This is a genomic window from Candidatus Eisenbacteria bacterium, from assembly GCA_016867715.1.
GTDB lineage: Bacteria > Orphanbacterota > Orphanbacteria > Orphanbacterales > Orphanbacteraceae > VGIW01.
In genome coordinates this window covers 1-21,340 of sequence record VGIW01000036.1, presented here as the reverse complement: position 1 = coordinate 21,340, position 21,340 = coordinate 1, and the positions used below count along the sequence as shown (strand labels likewise).

The 21,340-nt window shown below is 68.1% G+C and carries 19 protein-coding genes; 18 read left to right on the top strand and 1 reads right to left on the bottom strand.

Annotated features, from left to right (window positions below; all coding sequences use genetic code 11):
* Positions 1-8: 8 nt before the first annotated feature.
* On the top strand, positions 9-239 hold the full coding sequence (locus FJY73_07970; protein ID MBM3320596.1) for a hypothetical protein: 231 nt from the start codon (positions 9-11) through the stop codon (positions 237-239).
* Between the two features lie 100 nt (positions 240-339).
* Here FJY73_07970 and fbp read toward each other — a convergent pair whose 3' ends face one another.
* A complete protein-coding gene (gene fbp / locus FJY73_07965; protein MBM3320595.1) occupies positions 340-1,344 on the bottom strand; it encodes a class 1 fructose-bisphosphatase in 1,005 nt (334 codons plus the stop codon).
* A 274-nt stretch (positions 1,345-1,618) separates the two neighbouring features.
* Between fbp and FJY73_07960 the strand changes: the two genes are divergently transcribed.
* The 17 genes from FJY73_07960 to FJY73_07880 form a co-directional block, all read left to right on the top strand.
* The gene (locus FJY73_07960; GenBank protein ID MBM3320594.1) at positions 1,619-4,378 is read left to right on the top strand and encodes a ComEC/Rec2 family competence protein; all 2,760 of its coding nucleotides are present in this window, start codon (positions 1,619-1,621) and stop codon (positions 4,376-4,378) included.
* A gap of 11 nt (positions 4,379-4,389) precedes the next feature.
* Positions 4,390-6,156, top strand: coding sequence for an arginine--tRNA ligase (locus tag FJY73_07955; protein ID MBM3320593.1), 1,767 nt, complete (start codon positions 4,390-4,392; stop codon positions 6,154-6,156).
* A 10-nt stretch (positions 6,157-6,166) separates the two neighbouring features.
* A complete protein-coding gene (locus FJY73_07950; GenBank protein ID MBM3320592.1) occupies positions 6,167-7,069 on the top strand; it encodes a sugar kinase in 903 nt (300 codons plus the stop codon).
* 274 nt (positions 7,070-7,343) lie between these two features.
* Positions 7,344-8,027, top strand: a complete 684-nt coding sequence (locus FJY73_07945) for a hypothetical protein (protein MBM3320591.1) — start codon at positions 7,344-7,346, stop codon at positions 8,025-8,027.
* A gap of 27 nt (positions 8,028-8,054) precedes the next feature.
* Entirely contained in the window at positions 8,055-9,062 is a 1,008-nt protein-coding gene (locus FJY73_07940; GenBank protein ID MBM3320590.1) for a phosphoribosylformylglycinamidine cyclo-ligase, read from the top strand.
* A gap of 14 nt (positions 9,063-9,076) precedes the next feature.
* Positions 9,077-9,409 (top strand): divalent-cation tolerance protein CutA, encoded by a 333-nt coding sequence (locus FJY73_07935; GenBank protein ID MBM3320589.1) that lies wholly within the window; start codon positions 9,077-9,079, stop codon positions 9,407-9,409.
* Positions 9,410-9,412: 3 nt separating this feature from the next.
* Positions 9,413-10,150: a class I SAM-dependent methyltransferase gene (locus FJY73_07930; protein MBM3320588.1), complete on the top strand. Its 738-nt coding sequence runs from the start codon at positions 9,413-9,415 to the stop codon at positions 10,148-10,150.
* A 152-nt stretch (positions 10,151-10,302) separates the two neighbouring features.
* Positions 10,303-10,515: a hypothetical protein gene (locus FJY73_07925; protein MBM3320587.1), complete on the top strand. Its 213-nt coding sequence runs from the start codon at positions 10,303-10,305 to the stop codon at positions 10,513-10,515.
* Between the two features lie 151 nt (positions 10,516-10,666).
* Positions 10,667-13,648 (top strand): sigma 54-interacting transcriptional regulator, encoded by a 2,982-nt coding sequence (locus FJY73_07920; GenBank protein ID MBM3320586.1) that lies wholly within the window; start codon positions 10,667-10,669, stop codon positions 13,646-13,648.
* A gap of 80 nt (positions 13,649-13,728) precedes the next feature.
* Positions 13,729-13,977, top strand: coding sequence for a hypothetical protein (locus FJY73_07915; GenBank protein MBM3320585.1), 249 nt, complete (start codon positions 13,729-13,731; stop codon positions 13,975-13,977).
* A 217-nt stretch (positions 13,978-14,194) separates the two neighbouring features.
* The gene (locus tag FJY73_07910) at positions 14,195-15,574 is read left to right on the top strand and encodes a hypothetical protein (GenBank protein MBM3320584.1); all 1,380 of its coding nucleotides are present in this window, start codon (positions 14,195-14,197) and stop codon (positions 15,572-15,574) included.
* An 11-nt stretch (positions 15,575-15,585) separates the two neighbouring features.
* Positions 15,586-16,974, top strand: coding sequence for a sigma-54-dependent Fis family transcriptional regulator (locus tag FJY73_07905; protein MBM3320583.1), 1,389 nt, complete (start codon positions 15,586-15,588; stop codon positions 16,972-16,974).
* Between the two features lies 1 nt (position 16,975).
* Positions 16,976-17,788: a hypothetical protein gene (locus FJY73_07900; GenBank protein MBM3320582.1), complete on the top strand. Its 813-nt coding sequence runs from the start codon at positions 16,976-16,978 to the stop codon at positions 17,786-17,788.
* 47 nt (positions 17,789-17,835) lie between these two features.
* Positions 17,836-18,000 (top strand): hypothetical protein, encoded by a 165-nt coding sequence (locus FJY73_07895; protein MBM3320581.1) that lies wholly within the window; start codon positions 17,836-17,838, stop codon positions 17,998-18,000.
* Between the two features lie 3 nt (positions 18,001-18,003).
* Positions 18,004-18,744, top strand: a complete 741-nt coding sequence (locus FJY73_07890; protein ID MBM3320580.1) for a tetratricopeptide repeat protein — start codon at positions 18,004-18,006, stop codon at positions 18,742-18,744.
* 267 nt (positions 18,745-19,011) lie between these two features.
* On the top strand, positions 19,012-20,025 hold the full coding sequence (locus FJY73_07885) for a sigma 54-interacting transcriptional regulator (protein ID MBM3320579.1): 1,014 nt from the start codon (positions 19,012-19,014) through the stop codon (positions 20,023-20,025).
* A gap of 395 nt (positions 20,026-20,420) precedes the next feature.
* A partial coding sequence (locus FJY73_07880) for a hypothetical protein (protein MBM3320578.1) occupies positions 20,421-21,340 on the top strand: 920 nt, incomplete at its 3' end.

The window sequence follows — 21,340 nt, the reverse complement described above, 5'->3', positions numbered from 1 at the left end:
CCGGGCCGTTGTTCTTCGGCCGGACGTCTCCAGGGACGGTCCGCCGAGCGAAGGAGGCGGGGGCGACGCCCCGCGGCACGATGGGAAAAGCGTCGATTCTCGCCGAGCTCCTCGAGTTCCTCCTTCACCGGAAGAAGTGGTGGCTCGCCCCGATCCTGATCCTCCTCGTTCTCCTCAGCCTTCTCATCGTCCTCTCCGAGGGGTCGGCGATCGCTCCCTTCATCTACACGTTGTTCTAGCTCGTCGCGCGGCCGCCGGCACGCGAGGGGTGTCCGAGCCGGCGCCCCCTTGACCGGGGCCCGGCCGAAAAACATCGGAAGTGTTTCCGTGGGATTACGGTTAGGGCCGCTCTCCGCGGACGAACCGCTCGTAGAGACGGACATCCGCCGCGCTTCCGATCGCGAGGGGGACGCGCTGGTGAAGGACCGAGGGGAGAACGTCGAGAACCCGCTCCCTGCCGGTGGAGGCGAGCCCTCCCGCCTGCTCGGCTATGAACGCGAGGGGCGCGGCCTCGTAGAGAAGACGGAGCTTCCCCTCCAGGTTTCTCGAGTCCTCCGGATAGAGGAAGATGCCGCCTTGGAGAAGATTGCGGTGGAAGTCGACGACGAGCGAACCGACGTAGCGCGAGCGATAGGGGCGCCCGCCCTCAGGATCCTCTTCTTTTAGATACGAAACATATGCGCGCGCCCTTTCGGGCCAAAGGGAGAGGTTCCCCTCGTTCGCGCTGAGGATCCTTCCCTTCTCCGGCGTCTCGATCGCGTCGTGCGAGAGGATGAACTCGCCGATCGTCGGGTCGAGCGTGAACCCGTGGACGCCGAACCCGGTCGTGTAGACGAACACGGTGCTCGAGCCGTAGATCACGTACCCGGAGGCGAGAAGCCGGTTCCCCGGCTGGAGGAGATCCTCGATCCCTCCGCGCGCGCCTTCGCCGGCGCGCCCGAAGATAGAGAAGATCGTCCCGACGCCGACGTTCGCGTCGATGTTCGAGGAGCCGTCGAGCGGGTCGAAGAGGACGACGTACTTCCCGGCCGGATACGCCTCCGGAATCGGAATCGGCCCCTCCCGTTCCTCGGATGCCATCACCGCCAGATGCCCTCCCCGCTCGAGAACGTTCACGAGGGTCTCGTGGGCGAAGAGATCCAGCTTCTTCACCTCGTCCCCGGACACGTTCGTCGATCCGGCCGCTCCGAGAATGTCCCCAAGCCCCGCCGATCGGACCTCGCGCGCAATCAGCTTCGCCGCGAGCGCGAGGTCGGAGAGAAGACCGGTGAAATCCCCCGTCGCACCGGGGTGCACGCGCTGTTCCTCGATGATGAACTCGGTCAGGGTCAGGCGGCGGGTCATGCTCGTCTCCTCCGCGCCGTGGGGGCTCCGCCGCGGTCGCGAGTATCGTAGCACAGGCGAACACCTCGTGGTCCCCCAGGGGCGGCGCGCGCCTAACGAATGGTCGCCGGCGCCCGCCCGGCGGCCGGGGTGCGATTCGGAACTGCGCGCCCGGTCGCGACCTACCTTTCGTGTCCGGAGACGGAACGTCCGGCACGCGCGTTGCGGGAAGTGGCCGCCGCCGGGGGAGGCGGTCCGAAGGGCGGTGACCCTCCGAAACCCTCCACCTAACCCCATGTGGAAACGACCCACCCTCACCCTCTTGCTTCTTCTGCTACCTGGAATCATCGCGGCCGATCGGACCGAGCCCCCCCCGGCGCTCGCCTTTGGGGCACCAGCGGGAGCGATCCTCTTCTTCCTTCTGTCGGGGAGGCGAAAGACCCCCCTCGCAGGCCGCGTCGCTCTTCTCGCTCTTCCCTCGCTCCTCTTCTCCGCCCGAACCGCGGCGCCTCCTCCTCTTGTTTTCCCGGAGAAGGGCATCCCCGTCGTGATGCGCGGCACGATCGGCGGGAGGGGGGGCGCGCCGCGCACCGTTCTCTTTCGGCCGAGCGAGGGGACGCTCGCCGGGCGGACGCTCACCTTGCGGCCGCCCTTCGACGAGCCGGCGCCGAACCCGGGCGAGCGGGTCGTCGTGGAAGGAGCGCTCGGCGCCTTTCCGTTCCCGAGAAACCCGGGGGAGCCGGACCGCTTCGCCCTCGACCGGCGGCGCGGCCGGACCGCCTTCCTTCATGCACGAACGATCGACGTGCGGGCCCGCCGCTCGCCGCTCGGCCCGATCCGCTCCGCGATCCGAGAAGCCGCCGAGCGGATCGGCGGGAGGGAGGAGGGGCTCTTTCTCGCCCTTTTCCTCGCCGATCGGAGCGCCCTCGACCCCGAAACGGTCGATGCGTTTCGCACAACCGGCCTTTCGCATCTTCTCGCGCTCTCAGGCCTCCACCTCGCGATCCTCTACGGCGTGGCGGCGGCGCCCCTCTCGCTCGTTCTCGGGAGACGATGGACCCCGCCCGTCGCGGTCGCGATCCTCTGGGGGTTCGGTGCGGCCGCCTCCTTCCCGGTTTCGCTCTTCCGCGCGCTCGTGATGGCGAGCCTCCTCGCCGCGGGGCGGCTTCTCGGGCGCCCGGTCGATCGGTGGAACACGCTCGGGGCGGCGGCTCTCGCCGCGATCGCGGCGGATGGGGCGGCTCCGTGGGATCTCTCCTTCCGGCTCTCCTTCGCGGCGACGGCCGGGATCCTCGCGATCCTCCCGCTCGCGGCTCGATTGTCCGGGCGATGGTGGGGACGCTTCCTCGCCGCGCCGCTCCTCGTCAGCCTGGCCGCGCAAGCGGCGACCCTTCCGGTCGTTCTCCACCACTTCGGCGTGTACGCTCCCGCCGGGGCGCCGGCCACCCTCCTCGCGACCCCTTTCACGGCGCTCTCCCTGGCCGCCGGCTCCGCCTGGCTGACGGCGGGACAGCTCCACCCGGCCGCGGACCGCCTGCTCGGCGACGCCGCGTGGGGATCGCTCGCGCTTCTCCGGTTGGTCGTCGATCGAGCCGTCTCGACGCTGCCGGGTCCTGTCCCGTTCTCCGCCGCGGTCGCCGACCGCGCGGCTCTCTTCCTGCTCCTTCTCCTCCCGGTCGGTTTCGCGTGGAGGGCGAAGCGCTTTCGAGCCCCGTCCCTTCTTCTCCTCCTTCTCCCGCTCCTTCCGGCTCGCGATCCGTATCCGCTCCGATTGACGATCCTGGACGTCGGGCAAGGATCGGCGGCTGTCGCGGAGCTCCCCGGAGGCGAGCGCATCCTCTTCGACGCGGGACCGCGCTCGCCGCACCACGACGCGGGACAATGGACGGTGCTCCCCTTTCTCCGAAGGCGGGGCGCCGCTCGGCTCGATCTCCTCGCGATCAGCCATCCGGACGCGGACCACGCGGGGGGTGCGGTCGCCATCCTCGATCGGACAGCGCCCCGGTTCCTCCTCGACTGCGGCCTCTCCGCGAACGAGCCTCTTCCGATGCTTTACGATTCAACGGCCGAGCACTCGGGAACCGCCCGCATGTCGGCCCGATGCGGGGGGCGGTTCGTGTTCGGAAGGGGCGCGACCCTCGATGTCCTCTTCGCGCCGGAAGGACGGCTCGGGGAAGAGGAGGGGAGCAACGCCTCCTCGGTCGTGCTCCTCCTTCGCTACGAGCGTTTCTCGGCGCTCTTCCCCGGCGACACGACCCCCGCGATCGAGCGGCACCTCGCGCGCGCGGGGCTTCTCGATCCGGTGACGGTCCTCGTCGCGCCCCACCACGGAGCGAAAGGGGGATGCACGACAGAGTTTCTCCGCGAGCTTCGACCGGCGGTCGCGGTGATCTCGGCGGGGCAGGGGAACCGGTACGGCCACCCGGACCCTTCGGTCCTCGTGCGTCTTCGAGCGGCCGGATGCCAGGCACGCCGCACAGACCTCGAGGGCGCGATCACGATCCGAACGGACGGGCGGCGCGTGTTCGTCCAAGGGACCCTCCCCGGCTCGCCCGAAGGACGCTTCTCGCTCGGCTATCGCCCGCGGAGAGACCACGCCGGTCTTCCCCTTGAGAAGCGTTCCCCGATTGTGCTAGGATCTCGTCCCGTTGCGGCTTTCGAGGATTCCGGAAAACCGAATGACACCGACGTCCCGCTCGAACAAGAAGACCGCGTCCCCGTCGGCGCGCCGGGTCGCCCGATCGGCGGCCCGCCTCATGCTCACGAAGAAGGCGACCGACGTCGTCGTCCTCGATCTCCGGTCGCTTTCCACCGCCGCCGATTTCTTCGTCGTGGGGAGCGGCGAGACCGACGTGCAGGTCCGCGCGATCTCCGAGGCGGTCGTCGACGGGCTCGAGACGGCCGGGATCCGCGTCAACCACATCGAGGGCTTCCGAGAACGGCGGTGGGTTCTCATCGACTGCATCGACGTCGTCGCGCACGTCTTCCTCAAGGAGCTCCGCGACTTCTACTCGCTGGAGCGGCTCTGGGGCGACGCGCCCCTCGAAACGATTGAGGAGTGAAGCGATGCTGCGCCGGCGCGTCGAGGAGGCCGTTCGGGAAGCGCTCCGGAAACGCCGGCCGGAGGCGGATCTCTCCGAGGTGCGCGTCGAGGCGGGCCGCGGGAAGGAGCATGGGGACTTCGCGGTGAACGCCGCGTTCGTCCTCGCGAAGCAGCTTCGCGTCCCCCCGCGGACGATCGCCGGCGAGCTCGCGGCCGACCTCGAGGGGAACCCGCTTTTCGCGCGCGTCGAGACGGCGGGGCCCGGTTTCCTGAACCTCACGCTCCATCCCTCGGCCTACCACGAGCTTCTCGCGCATATCCTCGCCGAGAACGCATCCTACGGCCGAAGCCGCGCGGAGCGCCCCTCGCGCCTGCAGATCGAGTTCGTGAGCGCGAACCCGACCGGCCCGCTCAACGTGGTGAGCGCGCGCGCGGCGGCGGTGGGGGACACCCTTGCGCGCCTCTTCGAGGCGACGGGGACCCGGGTCGAGCGGGAGTTCTACGTGAACGACCACGGAACACAGGTCGACCGTCTCGTCGACTCGGTCTTGTGGCACCGCGAGGGGGGGAAGGGGACTTTCCCGGAAGAAGGATATCGCGGGGCGTACGTCGAGACGCTCGCGCGCGAATCGGAGCGCGCTCTGGATGCTCTCTTCCCGATCAACGCGTCGGGTCTCCGCCCGGAGGACGCGGGGGAGATCCTCACGGCGGTCGGGGCGATCGAACGGGGGGAGATCGACGAGGCGAAGAAGGCGGCCGCGGCGGCGGGGTTCCCTCTCCCCGCGCGCGTTTCGCCGGAAGCCTTCCGCGTTCTTCTTCGCGCCTGGCTCGTCGAGCGGGTCCTTCGAGGACAGCGGGAGGGGCTCGCCGCCTTTTCGGTCCGCTTCGATCGATGGTACCGCGAGTCGGAGCTTCACGCGTCGGACGCCGTGAACCGAACGCTCGACATCCTCGAGCGCGCGGGCGATCTGTATGAGAAGGAAGGCGCGCGCTGGTTCCGGTCGAGCCGCTACGGCGACGACGAGGACCGAGTGGTCGTCCGCTCCACAGGACAGCCGACCTACTTCCTCGCCGACATCGCGTACCACGCGGACAAGGCGGCGCGCCGATACGACCATGTGATCGACATCCTCGGCCCCGATCATCACGGGCACGTCCCGCGCATGCAGGCGGCGGTTCAATCGCTCGGCAAGGAGATGGAGTGGCTCGAGATCCTCATCGTGCAGCAGGTGAACCTGCTCCGCGGCGGCGAGACGGTGAAGATGTCGAAGCGCGCCGGGGAGTTCGTCACGCTCGAGGATCTTCTCGAGGAGGTCGGAACGGACGCAGCGCGCTTCTTCTTCGTCATGCTCCGTCCGAACAGCCATCTGAACTTCGATCTCGATCTCGCCAAGAGCCGGAGCCTCGACAACCCGGTCTACTACGTCCAGTACGCGCACGCGAGGATCTCGAGCGTGTTCGCCCACGCGCGCGCCGCCGGCGTCGACCCGGAGCGGATCGACCGCGCGGGTTTCGAGACGCTCGCGCACGAGGCGGAGATCGATCTTCTTCGCCTCCTCGACGCGTACCCGGACACGGTAGCCGGCGCGGCCTCCACGAGGGAACCGCACCGGATCCCCGCGTACCTCCGCGATCTCGCTTCGCGTTTTCACGCGTACTACCACCGGGCGAAGATCGTCGGCGAGCGCGAGGAGGTGACCGGCGCTCGGCTCGCACTCGCGCGCGCCGTGCGGATCGTGATCCGGAACGGCCTCGATCTCCTCGGGGTCTCGGCCCCGGAGAGCATGTAGAGGAAGACGCATGTCGATCCTCGCGGTCGGTTCCATCGTCCTCGACTCGATCCGCTCCCCGCACGGGGAATCGCGCGGCGCGATCGGCGGGTCGGCGGTCTACTTCGCCGGCACCGCGTCGTACTACGTGCCGGTGCGGATTGTCGCGGTGGTGGGAGAGGACTTCCCGGAGGAGGGATACCGCTTCCTCCGCGAGCGCGGCGTGGATACCGAGGGGCTCGAGGTCCTGCCGGGCAAGACCTTCGTGTACGAGGCGGAGTACGGCGCCGATCCGAACGACCGGAAATCGCTCCGCACGTGCCTCAACGTCTTCGAGGACTTCCATCCGGTCCTTCCGGAGCGGTACCGGAAGGAGAGGATGGTCTTCCTCGGGAACATCCATCCCTCGCTCCAGATCGAGGTGCTCGACCAGATCGAGAAGCCGGCGCACGTCGCGGCCGACACGATGAACTATTGGATCCGGGGAGCGCGCGCGGATCTCGACCGGCTTCTTCCGCGAATCGATACGTTGTTCGTGAACGATTCGGAAGTGAAGGAATTGACCGGCGAGACGAACCTCGCGCGGGCGGCTCGCCGGGCCGCGGAGCTCGGCCCCAAGACGGTGGTCGTGAAGAAGGGGGAGCACGGCGCGCTCCTCTCGCGGGAAGGGACGGTGTTCGCGGTTCCCGCCTATCCGGTCGAGGTCGTCAAGGACCCGACCGGCGGCGGGGACGCGTTCGCGGGCGGGGTGCTCGGCTTCCTCGCCCGATCCGGCGCGCTCGACGAGGCCTCGTTCCGCGAGTCGCTTCTTCACGGCACGGCGGCCGCGTCCTTCGTCGTCGAGGAGTTCGGCCCGCGGGGTCTGTACGGTCTCCCTAGAGAGCGCTTGGAGGAGAGGGTCGCCTTTCTGCGCGCGATGATGACGATCTCGTGATCCCGCGCGAGTCCCTGGGTGTTTTCTCTTTCAAGAGAGAGGCCAATGTGCTATGATAGCCGCGATTGGGTGAGCCGGGATGGGGCGCGCGTTCCGCGCGCGCGACCCGCGCTCCACGCCGCGGCCCGAAATCCGTCGAGAAGTCCGAACATCGGCAAAGAACCGCCCGCCGCGCCCTCTCTCTCCAACGAGCGGTGTCGGCGTCTCTTTCGCCCCACCGTCGAAGGCGATGAAAGAAGACACGACCGCGAAGTTTCGGAACCCAGAGGAGGACGTGGCGAAGGCGGAAGCGGAGATCCGCCAGCTCGGGGGGGTGATGGGCTGCCGGGTCGTCACGGGACGGGACGGAGAGGTTCTCGAGATCCACGTCGTCTCCTCCGAGGAGCGCCACCCGAAGCAGATCATTCGGGACATCGAGACGGTTCTCCTCGCCTCGATGGGCGTCCGCATCGATCACAAGAAGGTGAGCGTGGCCCGCTATCCGGGCCCGCGCCCCGCCCCGCCCGGAGCGACGGAAACTCGCGAGAGGGCGGGCGCGCGTCTCCGATTTCTCCGCCTCCAGATCAACCTCACGCCCGACGGGGGGGAGGTCGAGGTCGCGCTCGGAAAGGAACGATTCCAGGGATTCGGGAGGGCGCGCTTCACCCTCTCGTCCGATCCGGCGCGGGCTGTGGTCGAGGCGGCGCTTCAGGGGATCGCGCAGTTCCTGCGCGAGGGGAGCTTCCAGATCGGCAGCGTGCAGCGCGCGCAGATCGGATCGCACGACGCGGTGTTCGTGCAGGTCGATCATGTGCAATCCGGACGATCGATCCCGCTTCTCGGATCCGCTCTCGTCTCGCGCGACCCGAACCTCGCCGCGCTTCTCGCCGCCCTCGACGCGGTGAACCGCTACATGGGCCGCCTCGAACCCGCGACCGGCACCGAGTTCGTCGCGGGACCGGAACCCTCATCGTCCTAGGATCGCCGGACGGGAAAGGATGACCCCTTGCACTATCGCCGGGCCGGCGTCGACATCGACGCCGTCAACGAATCGCTGCGCGCGCTGAAGGAGAGAATCCGCTCCACGTTCGGCCCGATGGTCCTCGGCGACGTCGGGCATTTCGGCGGGCTGCACGCGATCCCCGGGGACGAACGGCGCGCGCTCGTCGCGACCACGGACGGCCTCGGCACGAAGGTCCTTCTCTTCGCCGCCGCCGGCCGGCACGGGGACGTCGGCGAGGATCTTGTTTCCCACTGCATCAACGACATCGCCGTTCTCGGCGCGAGACCCCTCTTCTTCCTCGACTACCTCGCGGGGGATTCTCTCCCTCCCGAGGTGCTCGTTCCGCTCGTCGGCGGCTTCGCGGACGCGTGCCGGCGGCGCGGCGTCGCGCTCCTCGGAGGGGAGACGGCGGAGATGCCGGGCGTGTACCCGAAGGGGACGTACGACGCCGCGGGGTTCCTCGTCGGGATCGTCGAGCGGGATCGGATCGTGGACGGGTCGGCCGTGCGGCCCGGGGACGCGATCCTCGGGTTCCCCTCGAGCGGCCTCCACACGAACGGGTATTCGCTCGCGCGCAAGGTCCTCCTGGAGGAGGGCGGATCGCTCGACGACCGGCCGGATCGACTCGGCGAGACGGTCGGCGAGGCGCTCCTCCGGCCGCACCTCTGCTACCTCGATCCGATCCGAAGGCTCCTCGAAGCGGGTCACGCGAGGGGCTTCGCGCATATTACCGGGGGCGGACTCGTCGACAACGTTCCGCGCGCGCTCCCTCCATCATGCGACGCGCGGATCCGAAAGGGCGCCTGGAGCGTTCCGCCGATCTTCGATCTCATCCGCGAGCGGGGAGCGATCGATGAGATGGAAATGTTTCATGTCTTCAACATGGGGATCGGCCTTGTCGCGATGACGCCCCGTTCGTCGATGGACGAGGCGATCCGCACGGCCGGGGAAGGGGCGCTCGCGATCGGGGAGGTGGTCCCGGGAACGGGAACGGTCCGATGGGAGCCCTGACGGCGGGAGGAAGAATGCGGGAAGGAGATCGCTTCGCGCTGGTTCTCGTCACCGCGCCCCTCGGCGACGCGGCCGAGGCGCTCGCGCGCTCTCTCGTCGATTCGCGGCTTGCCGCCTGCGTGAACCGAATCGAGCCGATCCGCTCGACCTACCGCTGGCGCGGGGAAGTGCACGCGGACGATGAGGCGCTCCTTCTGATCAAGACGAGCCGAGACCTCCTCGACCGCGTCGAGACGCATGTTCGGGAAAACCATCCCTACGAAGTCCCGGAGATCCTCGCCCTCGCGATCGATGGGGGGAACGCCGCGTACCTCGATTGGATCGCCGAGTCTCTTCGATCGGAGTAGCGCGTGAACGAGCCCTGGTACCGGAAGGCGTTCGGCGCCCGCTACGCCCGGCTCTACGCGCACCGGGACGACGAGGAGGCGGCGCGCGCGATCGACCTCCTCGCGGGACGCGTTCCGCTGGGGGGGACGCTTGTTCTCGACGTGGCGTGCGGGGCCGGCCGTCACATGAACGCGGTTCGCGCGCGAGGGGCGCGAGCCTGGGGCGCGGACCTCTCGGAGGCTCTCCTCGCCGATGCCCGCCGCTTCGGACCGGTGGCGCGCGCCGACATGCGGCGGCTCCCCTTCCTCGCGTCCGCGTTCGACGGGATCCTCAACATGTTCACCTCCTTCGGCTATTTCGAATGTCCGGAGGACGACGAGCGGGCGCTCGGGGAGATCGCTCGCGTCCTTCGCCCGGGCGGCTGGTTCCTCTTCGATTACTTGAACGCGGAGAACGTCCTCTCCCGTCTGATCCCCCGGGGAGAGCGCACGGCGGCGGGAGAGAGGTTCCGGGAGACCCGCGCGTACGATCCCGCCGCGCGCGTCCTCAGCAAGGAGATCGCGCTTCTGGACGAGCGGGGCGCGGTTCGAGAGAGCTGGACGGAGAGGCTCCGTCTCTACGATCCCGGGGCAATCGACGCGATGATGATGCGCGCGGGGTTCGCGGTTACGGAGCGCTTCGGGGACTACAAGGGGGGAGCATTCGGGGAGAAATCGCCGCGTCTCATCCTCCTCGCGCGCGCGGCGGTCTCGCCCGGATGATGCACACGTTTCCAGCTGCGGCCGCGTCTCGCGGCCTACGGGGGCATCCTTCGGGCGGGTCCCCCTAATCGATTCTCCCCCAGCGGATTGACAGGACGCCCGAAACGGTTTAGAGTGGGAGTAGAGGTGAGACGCCCGGGAGAGAGAGATCGATGAAACGGCGAGTACGCATCGGGGTTCTCGTACTTCTCCTTGTGCTTTTCATCCCCGCCACGGTGTTCTCCCACTCGGGGGATGGGGACATCCCCGAAAGACGAACTTCGCCTTTCACGGGTGGTGACGGTCCGGTCGCGGTGCCGATGGAAGTCTCGGATTGGAGGCTCCTCGTCGGCCGGATCGTTGAGACGCTGTTCCTTCTCTTCTAGCCGCACCGCGGCGCGAAGAGAAGCGGGGGAGGGACCGCCGGAAGACGGTCCCTGAGAAGCGATGGTGGAAGACTGGAACCGGAACATCCTTAGGGCGTTGCAGGGCCGGGATGCCGGCTCGGGCGCCTCCAAAGGGACTCCCCAGGATCACATGAACCTCCTGGAGGAGCTCGCCGACTTCTGCCAGACAGCCGGAGAGCTCCCTACCGCCCTCGAGTACTACTCCCAGATCCTCCAGATCGCGGTGCGCGGGAGCTCGGGCGATCTCGTCGCCCAGACCGCCCTCAAGATGGCGACTTGCTTTCTCGGAACCGGCGAGTTCGACCGGGCGCTTGAGATGTTGAACCTCGCGCTCCAGGGAAGCGACGAGGAGAAATCGCCCGTCCAGAAGGCCCGGATCCTCAGCGAACGCTCCCATGTCTACCTTCGCATGGGCGTGTACGACCGAGCCGCCGAGGACGCCCGCGAGGCGCTCGCGATTCTCCGCGCGAAGACGATGTCGCCGGAGCTGGCCGAGGCTTTTCGTTCGCTCGGTATGGTTGGCCTTCGCACAGGCGAGACACAGGAGGCGCGCGAGGCGTTCGAGGCGAGCCTCGCCGTGTTTCGCGCGCTCGGCGACCGACAGGGGATGGCAAAGTGCTGGAACAACCTCGCCCTCGTCTGCAAGAACCGGGGGCATCTCGCGGAGGCAGCGGAGTTCCAGAACAAAGCGCTTGCCGTCGCCAGGGAGCTCGGCAACAAGCTGTCGATCGGTATACGGCTCAATAACTTGGGGATCATCGAGTTCAAGCGGGGCCGCTGGGAGGTCGCACGCGAGAGCTGGGAGGAGGCGCTCCGCATCTTCCGCGAGCTCGGGAACAAGTGGGAGGTCGCCCTCGGCTATCTCAACCTCGCCCACTACTATCGGGCGACCCGGAGATGGGGAAAGGCGGAGGAGCTCTACGGGCAGTCGCTCCGGGCGAGCCGCGAGAACGACCATCGGCGGTGCGAGGCGCTCTGCCACGAGTACCTCGGCGAGCTGTACCTCCAGAGAGGCGAGCTCGAGCGGGCGGAGCGGATCCTGACCGAAGGCCTCGCGCTCGCGAAGACCCTCGACGAGAAGGGGGATGTGGTCGCCGAGATCCTCCGGCGCCGGGGCGAGGCCTACGCGCGCAGGGGGGAGGCCGGGCGAGCGCTCGCGGACCTCCGCGCCGCCCTCGCGCGGACGCGGAGGATCGGGGACCGCTTCGAGACGGCGGCCGTTCTCCGGGCGATCGGAGGCCTCGATCTTCGCCGCGGGCGTCCCATGCGTGCGGCGCGATGCTTCCGCGGCGCGCTGGACCTCTTCACGGAAATCGGGGCGCGCTACGAACAGGCTCTCACGATCGTGGGTCTCGGGGAGGCAGCCCGGGCGACACGCACGGGGGTCGGGGAGGCGCGGGAGATGCTCGGCGGGGCGGCGGAGTCCTTCCGGGAGACAGGCGCGACCTACGAGGCGGCCCTCGCGGATCTTCTCCGGGCCGAGTTCGCCGTCTCCCGCGGCGAGGGGCATCTCGCGATCGAGATCATCGAGCGAATCCACGCGGGGATCGAGGAGCAGGGGACCGATGAGGAGAGGGCGCGCCTCCGCGAGGCGCGAGCGAAGGCGGACCGCCTGATCGTCACAAGCTCCGTCTCCGAATCGAACAGCCTTTCCACCTTCAACCTACTCCTCCAGCGGATCCGCTCGATCGCGGACAACGGGGAGCGCCTCGCCTTCACGCTCGATCTCCTGCTCGAACGAACGGCGGCCGAGCGCCTCGCTCTGGTCGTCCCCTCCGCCGCCGGAGGGGCCCTTGAGGCGCCGGAAACGAGAATCCTCGCGAGCGGCGAGGCGAACGGGGTCGCGAAAATCGCGTGCGCCGCGGTTCGCCACGCGATGCAGAACGGCGGGCGCCCGGTCTACTCGACCGATCCCCCGCACGACCCCCGCTTCGATCCCTCGCTGCCGGGGCTCGAGCGGGTCGGTTCGGCGCTCACCATCCCGCTCGGGGTGGGAGAGGACTCGAAAGGCGGGATCTACCTCGACCGGCCGCGCGGCAGCGCCCCCTTCGGACAGGATGAGCTCGATTTCGCGGTCGCCCTTTCCTCGATCGTCCTGGGCACTCTCCAGGATCTTCGCAGCGAAGAGGTCCTCAAGGAAAACACGAGGCTCCGCAGGCGGCTCGGGATCGGGGAAGGATTCGAGCAGATCATCACGCAGAGCCCGCGCGTCCTCAAGATCATCGAGACCGTGCAGAAGCTTCGCGACTCAACCGCCACGATCCTTCTTCAGGGGGAGACGGGGACGGGGAAGGAGCTCTTCGCCCGCGCGATTCACCTCTCCTCCTCTCGCGGGGAAAAGCCCTTCGTCACGGTGAACTGCGCCGAGCTCTCGGAGGACATCCTCGAGAGCGAGCTCTTCGGGCACCGCCGGGGAGCCTTCACCGACGCGAAGGAATCGAAGACCGGCCTTTTCGAGCGCGCCACCGGCGGGACGGTCTTCATCGACGAGATCGACAAGGCGAGCCGGAGATTCCAGGACGCGCTCCTTCGGGTCGTCGACCGGAAGGAGATCAAGCCGGTCGGAGCGAACGAACCGATCGCGATCGACGTTCGCATCCTCTGCGCGGCGAACAAGGACCTTCGGGCCGAGGTGGAGAACGAGCGGTTCTTGAAAGACCTCTACTACCGCCTCCGCGTCGTCTCGATCTACCTGCCGCCTCTTCGCGAGAGGAAGGAAGACATCCCGATCCTCGCCGAGCACTTCCTCTCGAAACATGCCGCGCGGGCCGGCAAGCGGTTCGACGGGTTCTCGCCCGAGGCGATGCGCTACCTGATCGCCTACGACTGGCCGGGGAACGTGCGGGACATCGACCACGAGATCGAGAGGATCGTCGCGATCGGGGCGGAGAACTCCCCGATCCGTCCGGAGGACCTCTCGCCCGAGATCACGCGGACCGCGGCGATCGCCCCCGCAGCGGGTACGCTCGGCGATGTGGTCGAGCGGATCGAGCGCCAGATGATCGAGGAGGCCCTCCACCGCTGCGGCGGAAACAAGTCGCGCGCGGCGCGGCGCCTCGGGATCTCGCGCCGCGGCCTTCTCAACAAGCTCGAGCGCTACCGAATCCGGTAGGAACCCCTCCCCCCGATCTGCTACAATGGGCCTTGACGCGCCGACGGGCGGCCTCTAGGATCGGCGGTCGGGAGAGGTTCATGGGCGAGCAAGCGGAAGCGAGAGGATCGGCCGGGCGAGCGGAAAAGACGCACGATTGCGAGTACTGCCTCTGCTGCGCGTGTGAGCGCACCTGCACTCGGTGCCGCTCCTGCTCCCCGATGAACGGCCGCTACATCCCCCTCATCGGATGCCCCGAGTTCATCGACATGCGGATCCTGAAGCCTCTGCGCTACATCTACTCGGCCGATCCGGGAACCGAGTACAAGCTTCACCTCAAGCTCCCCTAGCCCTGTTCTTTCCGCCTGGTGCGTGTTCCGAATCCGTCGATCGGACCGCGCGCCGCGTACGATCTCGTGCGGCGGGGGTCGTCTGGGCCGCGGAGCGCTCGCTTCTCGTAGGGGCTCAAGGCCCCATGTCGATGGAACGAAAAGAGATCGTAGGGGAAGATCCGGGAGTCGCACGCGGCATGGAGCTTGCGGGTCAGACGGTACGGAGGCTGGACGCATGAGCCCGGGAGAAAGGCAGCCCTCGATCCCGAGCATCGAGGTTCGCTTGACCCTCGGGTTGGTCCTCGCCACCCTTCTCGCGATCAACGCGGGAGGATGGGTTCTCTTTCACCGGGCGAAGGGGGCCGTGGAAACGATCCATCAGGAGAGGCTCGTCACCGTGGCCGAGGCGGTCGCCGCGCAGATCGACCGCGAGGCGGTGCTCGCGTTCCGGCCCGGGGACGAGGAGACCGACGCCTACCAGGAGGCGCGCGAGCGCCTCGCGCGCATTCGAGACGAGTCAGGCCTCGACAACGTCTTCCTCTTCGCGCCCTACGAGGGGAGCCTTCTCGACGCCCGGCCCGGCGTTTCGGTGGGGGAGGAGAACCCGCTCGTCGCGATGGATTCCGAGGAGATGGAGCCGCTCTGGCAGGGCCGGCCGGTCGGCCTTCCGGTCCACGAAATCGACGGAGAGCGGTTCCAGAGCGCGTTCGTTCCGCTTCTCGTGGAGAACGAGCTCCGGGCGGTCGTCGGCGTGGACGCGAGCGCGGAGTTCCTCGGGGGGCTCGAACCCGCGCGGGAGGCGCTCCTTCTCGGCGCGCTCCTCAGCGCGGCCCTCGCGGGGGGCCTCGGGATCTTCGTTCACCGGAACGCGCGGCGCCTCGTCGCTCTCCAACAGGAGATCCAGAACGCCGAAAAACTCGCCGCGCTCGGCACGCTGACCGCAGGCCTCGCGCACGAGATCCGCAACCCGCTCGCGATCATCCGCGGCTCGGCGGAGATGCTCGCCGAGGAGGCGGACCCGCGCGCCGGAGAGCGCGCCTACGCCTCACAGATCACGGAGGAGGTCGATCGGCTGAGCGAGCTCCTCGACCACTTCCTCGATTTCGCGAAGCCGGCGAGCCTCCGGGTCGAGCGGGAGGATCTCCTCCGCCTCGTGAGGGAAACCGCCGGGCGCCTCGAACCGAACCTTCGCGAGGGGGGGATCCGCATGCTCCTCTCGCTTCCGAGCGGAGACCTCCGCGTGAAGATGGACCGAAGCCGGATCGCGCAGGTTCTTCTCAACTTGATCGGCAACGCGAAGGACGCGATCGGAGAGGGGGGCGGCGAGGTGGAGATCGCAGTGGAGACGCGCCGGCGCCCCCCCCCGTCGGCGCGCATCCTCGCCGAGGGGACCGGCGCGCGCGCCTACGCGGAAGTGCGCGTGACCGACACCGGATCCGGGATCCCGGACGAGGCCCGGGGGAAGCTGTTCGATCCCTTCTTCACGACGAAGAGGAACGGAACCGGGCTCGGGCTCTCGATCGTCCACGGGATCGTGAAGAGCCACGGCGGTTACATCTTCGTTGAAGACGGCAGAGAGCGCGGAGCCTCGATCGGTTTCGGGCTTCCGCTCTAGAGGACGGATCGATGCGCATTCTCGTGGTGGACGACGAGCCGAAGATGAGGGACCTCATCGCCCGCGCGCTCGAGAAGGACGGGCACGCGGTGGAGAGAACCGGCTCCTTGCGGGACACCGACGCGAGGCTTCGCGAGACCTCGTTCGATCTGGTGATCACCGACCTCAAGATGGAGACCGACGAGGCCGGCCTGTCCGTTCTTCGACACGTAAAGGAAAAGTCGCCGGACGCCGACGTGATCCTCGTCACCGGATACGCGACGATCGAGACGGGCGCGCGCGCGATCCGCGGCGGGGCGTACGATTACCTGATCAAGCCGATCAAGATCGCGGACCTTCGAGAGCGCGTCCGCGTGATCGCCAAACGGCGGGCGGAGCGCGGAGCGGAGAAAGGCCCCGCCCCGCGCCCGGAGCGACCCCTCGTCTTCGACGACATCGTGGTCGGGGAGAACGCGAAGATGCAGCGGGTCTACGAGCTTCTTCCTCGCGTCGTCTGCACCCATTCGACGATCCTCATTCGCGGGGAGAGCGGCACGGGGAAGGAGGTGATCGCCCGCACGATCCATCGGGCGAGCCCCAGGAAGGCGGGGCCCTTCGTGGAGGTGAACTGCGCGGCCCTCGTCGATACCCTTCTCGAAAGCGAGCTCTTCGGGATCGAGAAGCGGGTCGCGACCGGAGTCGACCGGCGCGAGGGGAAGTTCGAGCAGGCGAACGGCGGCACGCTCTTCCTCGACGAGATCGGCGACATGAGCCTCGCCACGCAGGCGAAGGTTCTTCGCGCGATGCAGAATCGGAGGATCGAGAGGGTGGGCGGGCGCGAGATGATCGAGGTCGACGTTCGGATCGTCGCGGCCACGAACGCCGACCTCGATCGGGCGGTCCGCGAGGGGCGCTTCCGCGAGGACCTCTTCTACCGGCTGAACGTGGTCACGATCGAGATCCCGCCGCTCCGCGAGCGCCGCGAGGATATCCCCCACTTCGTCGATCACTTCCTCGCCCGCTTCAACGCCTCCTTCGAGCGCGCGATCAAGGGCGTCGATCCGGAAGCGATGAGGGCGCTCCGAAGCTACGAGTGGCCTGGGAACGTGCGCGAGCTCGAGAACACGATCGAGCGCGCGTTCCTGATGAGCCGGGACTCGATCATCCGCCTCGAGGATCTCCCCGAGAAGATCGCCGGCGGGGGAGAAAGCGCTTCCGAGGCGCTCTTTCAGCTCCCCGAGGAAGGGATCGATCTCGAAGCGGTCGAGAGAGACCTCATCGTGCAGGCCCTTCGGAGAACCGGGGGGAACCGGACGCGAGCCGCGAAGCTTCTCGGCGTCACGCGGCGGATCCTCGGGTACCGGATGGAGAAGTATCGGATCGAGGGGGACGAGGACCCTCGCAACGGAAAGGCGGTTTGAGATGCGCGCGGCCGGGAGCGTCTTCGTGATCGCGGTTCTCGCGCTTCTCGTTCTTCTCCCATGCGCGGCGAGCGCCGAGCGCTCCCGCGCTCCGGAGGATCGGATCCTCGAAACCCTCCCGCTCGAGGATCTCGCCCCCCGCGAGAAAGAGCGCGTCGTGGAGACGATCCGCCGGCTTCTTCGCATCCACCGGGCGGCGGGGGACCCGGGCCGGGGAGAGGTCGAGAAGTACGTCGATGCGGTCGAGGTCCTCGCCCGCACATTGAAACGGGAGACGGTCGAAGAGAGGCGCCGTCTTTTCCGGGAAGCGGCCGAGATCTTCCGTGTCGAGGTCGACCGCGAGTGGATCGACCGCGCGTTCCGCCAGACGCGCGAGGGGAGTTTCCCATCAACCGAAGCGAACAGCGCGCGCTTCGACGATCAAGCGGCCGCTCTCCGGCGGGTCGGCGCGCTCCTCAAGGAGGAGCAGGAGATCGTCGCGAGGCAGAAGGCGATGACCGCGGGCGCGGAGCGGCGCTACCGAGAGATTCTCCGCCTCGACAAGGAAGGGCGCCGGCTGCTCGAATCGATCGGGCACGCGTCCATTCAAGACGCCCTTCGGTGGATCGTCGCGGACCTCGATCACGTCTTCGAGGAGGTTGTTCGTCCGGCGCACGACCGGCAGGTGCGTCTCGTCGCGCTCTACAAGAGGGTCGCCGCGGACGTCGGATCGAGCCAGGCTTCGCGCATCGTTTCGGATTACCGCGAGTACGCCTCGAAGCTCCGGGCGATCGCCCGTCAGCTCGGAAGACACGGCGACGCACATTCCGATTGACGCGCCGCGCCGCTCCTCCCTACGATAAGAACAAGAGGAGGCTCCCGTTGGCCAAGAAGGACAAGAAGCGCCCCGAGCGCGAGAGGCCGGCCCCGTCGACATCCGAACGGGGGACCGGCGAGACGGACGACATCGACTTCCCGACCGTCGTTTGGTCGCTCGCGATCCTCGCCGTCCTTGTCCTCCTTCACCGTCTCATCTGGGGCGGGTAGAGCGTGAGAAGCTCCGCCCGCACCCTCGCCGCGGCTCTCTCCCTGCTCGTTCTCTTCACGGGGTGCGCGCGCGGACCTTCGTTCGAACAACGGAAAGAAGACGGCATCCGCGCGTTTCAAGAAGAGCGCATTCCGGAGGCCATCGATCTTCTCGACGGCTGCTCGAGAGAGGAGCCCCGCGACTTCCAGGTCCGCTACTATCTGGCGAGAAGCCTCGAGGCGGGGGAGCAGTACGCGCTCGCTCTCAGCGAATGGGAGCATCTCCTCCTCATCTCACCGAGTTTCGCTGAAGGGCATTACCGCCGGGGGAACGTTCTGGCGATGATGAAGCGGCTGGGCCCGGCGATCGAGTCGTGGGGGCGCGCCACGGAGCTCGACCCGACCTTCACGGAGGCTTACCTGAATCAGGGGATGGCGTACGAGGATCTCGAGCGGTGGGACGAGGCGATGGCGGCCTATCTTCTCGCGATTCGAGCCGACTCGACTTTCTCGCCCGCCTACTTGAACCTCGCGCTCCTCTTCGAGAAGGCGGACGCGTGGGAAAGCGCGCTCGAGATGTTCAACGCTGCGATCCGCCTCGACACGACGTTCATCGGTCCCTACCTCAACCGGATCCAGCTTCTCCTTCGGCTCGACCGCAAGTCGGAAGCGGCGGATCGGATCCGGGAGCTCTTGAAGCGCGAGGGCCTCGACGCGGAGACGTCCGACTCCCTCTCCGCTCTTCTCCGCCGCCTCGAATCGTGAGCCGCTCTCCCGAAGACCGAGCGCACGTCCGGAATACCTGAATCCCTGCGATATCGAGCATGCGCCCTGAGGCCTGAAACCGGGAACGCGCAACCCTCCGTGCGCGGGCGCGGTGCGGGCGCCGAGGGGCGGGCGCCCGGTCCCGGGGAACCCGGCTTCCGGGGCGACCGCGGGGGACTTCGCGCAATCCGGGGCGGCGGGGCGCGCCGAGGGGAGATCGGGCCCGGCACGGGTCCTGCAGGAACGGCGCGGGAGGAGGCTGCGCGGATGGGCTGCCCGCGGGGAATCATCACGGGGGACCCCAGGTTCCTTCGCCTGCTCGATACGATCGGCCGCGTCGCCCCGACCCCCGTCCCGGTCCTCCTCCAAGGGGAGAGCGGCACCGGAAAGGAGCTCCTCGCCCGCCTGCTTCATGAGAGAAGCGGCCGCGTCGCGCGCCCGTTCCTCGCGCTGAACTGCGCGGCCCTCTGCGAGACGCTCGCCGAGAGCGAGCTTTTCGGGCACGTGTCCGGGGCGTTCACCGGCGCGCTCCGCGACCGGAAGGGGATCTTCGAGGAGGCGGCGGGGGGGACGCTCTTCCTCGACGAGATCGGCGATCTGTCGCCCGCGATCCAGGGGAAGCTGCTTCGGGTCCTTCAAGAGGGAATTATCTATCGGGTGGGCGACGCGACCCCGCGCCCGGTCCGTTTTCGCCTAGTCGCCGCGACCCACAAGGATCTTGGCGAGGAGACGCGCCGCGGGAGCTTCCGAGAGGATCTCTTCTATCGGATCCACGTCGTGCCGATCGTGCTCCCCCCGCTCCGCGAGCGGCAGGGGGATGTCCGCCTTCTCGTCCGCGCGCTCCTCCCGAGGCTCGCCGAGAGTTTCGGAAAGCCGGTCGCCGGCGTGAGCGACGAGGTCGCGCTTCTCCTCGAGAGCTACCCGTGGCCGGGAAACGTGCGCGAGCTCGAGAACGAGCTGAAGCGGATGGTCGCCCTCGCGGAGCCCGGAATCGTCCTCGACCGGCGGCATCTCTCGGAGCGAATCCGGAACGGCTATCGGGAGTCCTCTCCCGAACCGGCCACCTTGCAGGAGAAGCTCGATCGACTGGAGAGGTCGGAGATCCTCGAGGTCCTCGATCGGACGGGTGGAAACAAAACCCGAGCCGCGCGCGAGCTCGGCCTCTCGAGACAGGGGCTCAAGAACAAGCTGGCGCGCTACGGGATCGAGCGAGAGACGGCGAACGACGGGGAGGACACGATCGGAACCGCACCAGAGGAGAAGTGCGTGCTTTCCGATTGAGGGCGACCGGGCGGCCGCGAGAGGATCAGAGGTTCGAAGCGGAAGAGGACTCCCCGCGCGGCACCAGGAAAAGAAAAGCCCCGCATCCAGCGATCGTCTCACCCCGGCTGACCAGAGAGAACTCCGAAGCTACACCGGAGATGCGAGAAGACGACAGTCGCAGGGCTTTTCGCCTTCTTCTCTGCGGGTAAGTATAGCCCTGCCTCGAACAGAAGTCAAGAGAGCCACGTAAGTAATTGTTAGTCCAGGAGTTAGAACCATCGATCCAAGAGCGTTTCCTTGGGGGCGCGCGGGCTCCGCGTTGGCCGCTCGTTGTGCGGGCCGCTCGCTTCGCGTACGATCGGAAGAGAGCGAGAGGCGCCGCGCACGGGTCGCGCGGCCTCGGGGGGAGACGGATGCCACGATGGATGCTCGCCGGGCGCCCGGTCGGTCGCGCTCCTCTTGTTCTCGCGCTCGCGATCGCGGGCTTGCTCGTTCTTCTGTTTGTTCTCTTTCGGCCGCGGCACGCGGGTTTCGGGGGATCGATCCTCTCCCGCGCGAGCGACGGGAAGGGGACCGCGACGATCGAGCCCGAGGGCCCGGTCGAAGCCGGATCGCACGGCACGTGGACGATCCATTACGCCGCGGGGAACGAGGGGATCGCCAAGGGAGGAGGCGTCGTTGTTCATCTTCCTCTCTATTGGGACTGGACCGAGCCGCAGATGGCGGCCCCGTCGCTCCCCGGGTACAGCGCCGTGACCTGTTCGAACCCTAAGGTGCGGTTCGAAGCGCACGCCGACCCGGGCTTCCACTATGTCCGCGCGCGGATCGTCGGGGGGAGGCTCGCGGCGGGCGACACGCTCCGTTTCGTGTACGGGGACACGCTCGCAGGAAGCGCTCCCGCAGCGCGGGCGCGAGCGGACTCCTACGCGGAGTCGGTTCAGGAGTTCCTCGTCAAGGTGGACGGGGATGGGGACGGCTATCATGAGGAGATCGCGCGCTCCCCATCGATCGAGGTGCGCGCCGCGCCTGCGGCGCAGCTTAGGATCTACGTGAAGGGGGAAGCGGAGGCCGCCGAGACGACGCTCGTCACCGTGGCCGCCCTCGACCGCTTCGGGAATCAGGCGGCGGACTATCGCGGGACCGTCCTCTTTTCGCACGGACCCGAGACGACGGGATTGCCGGTGAACCGCGAGTTCCGGCCGGAGGACGAAGGAGCCCGCTCGTTCCCCGTCCGTTTCGAGACCCCAGGGTTCCACACGATCCGTGTGGTCGAAGAGGGAGGCGCGCTGCAGGCCGTTTCGAACCCGATTCGCGTCCGCCCGCGAGGAGAGAG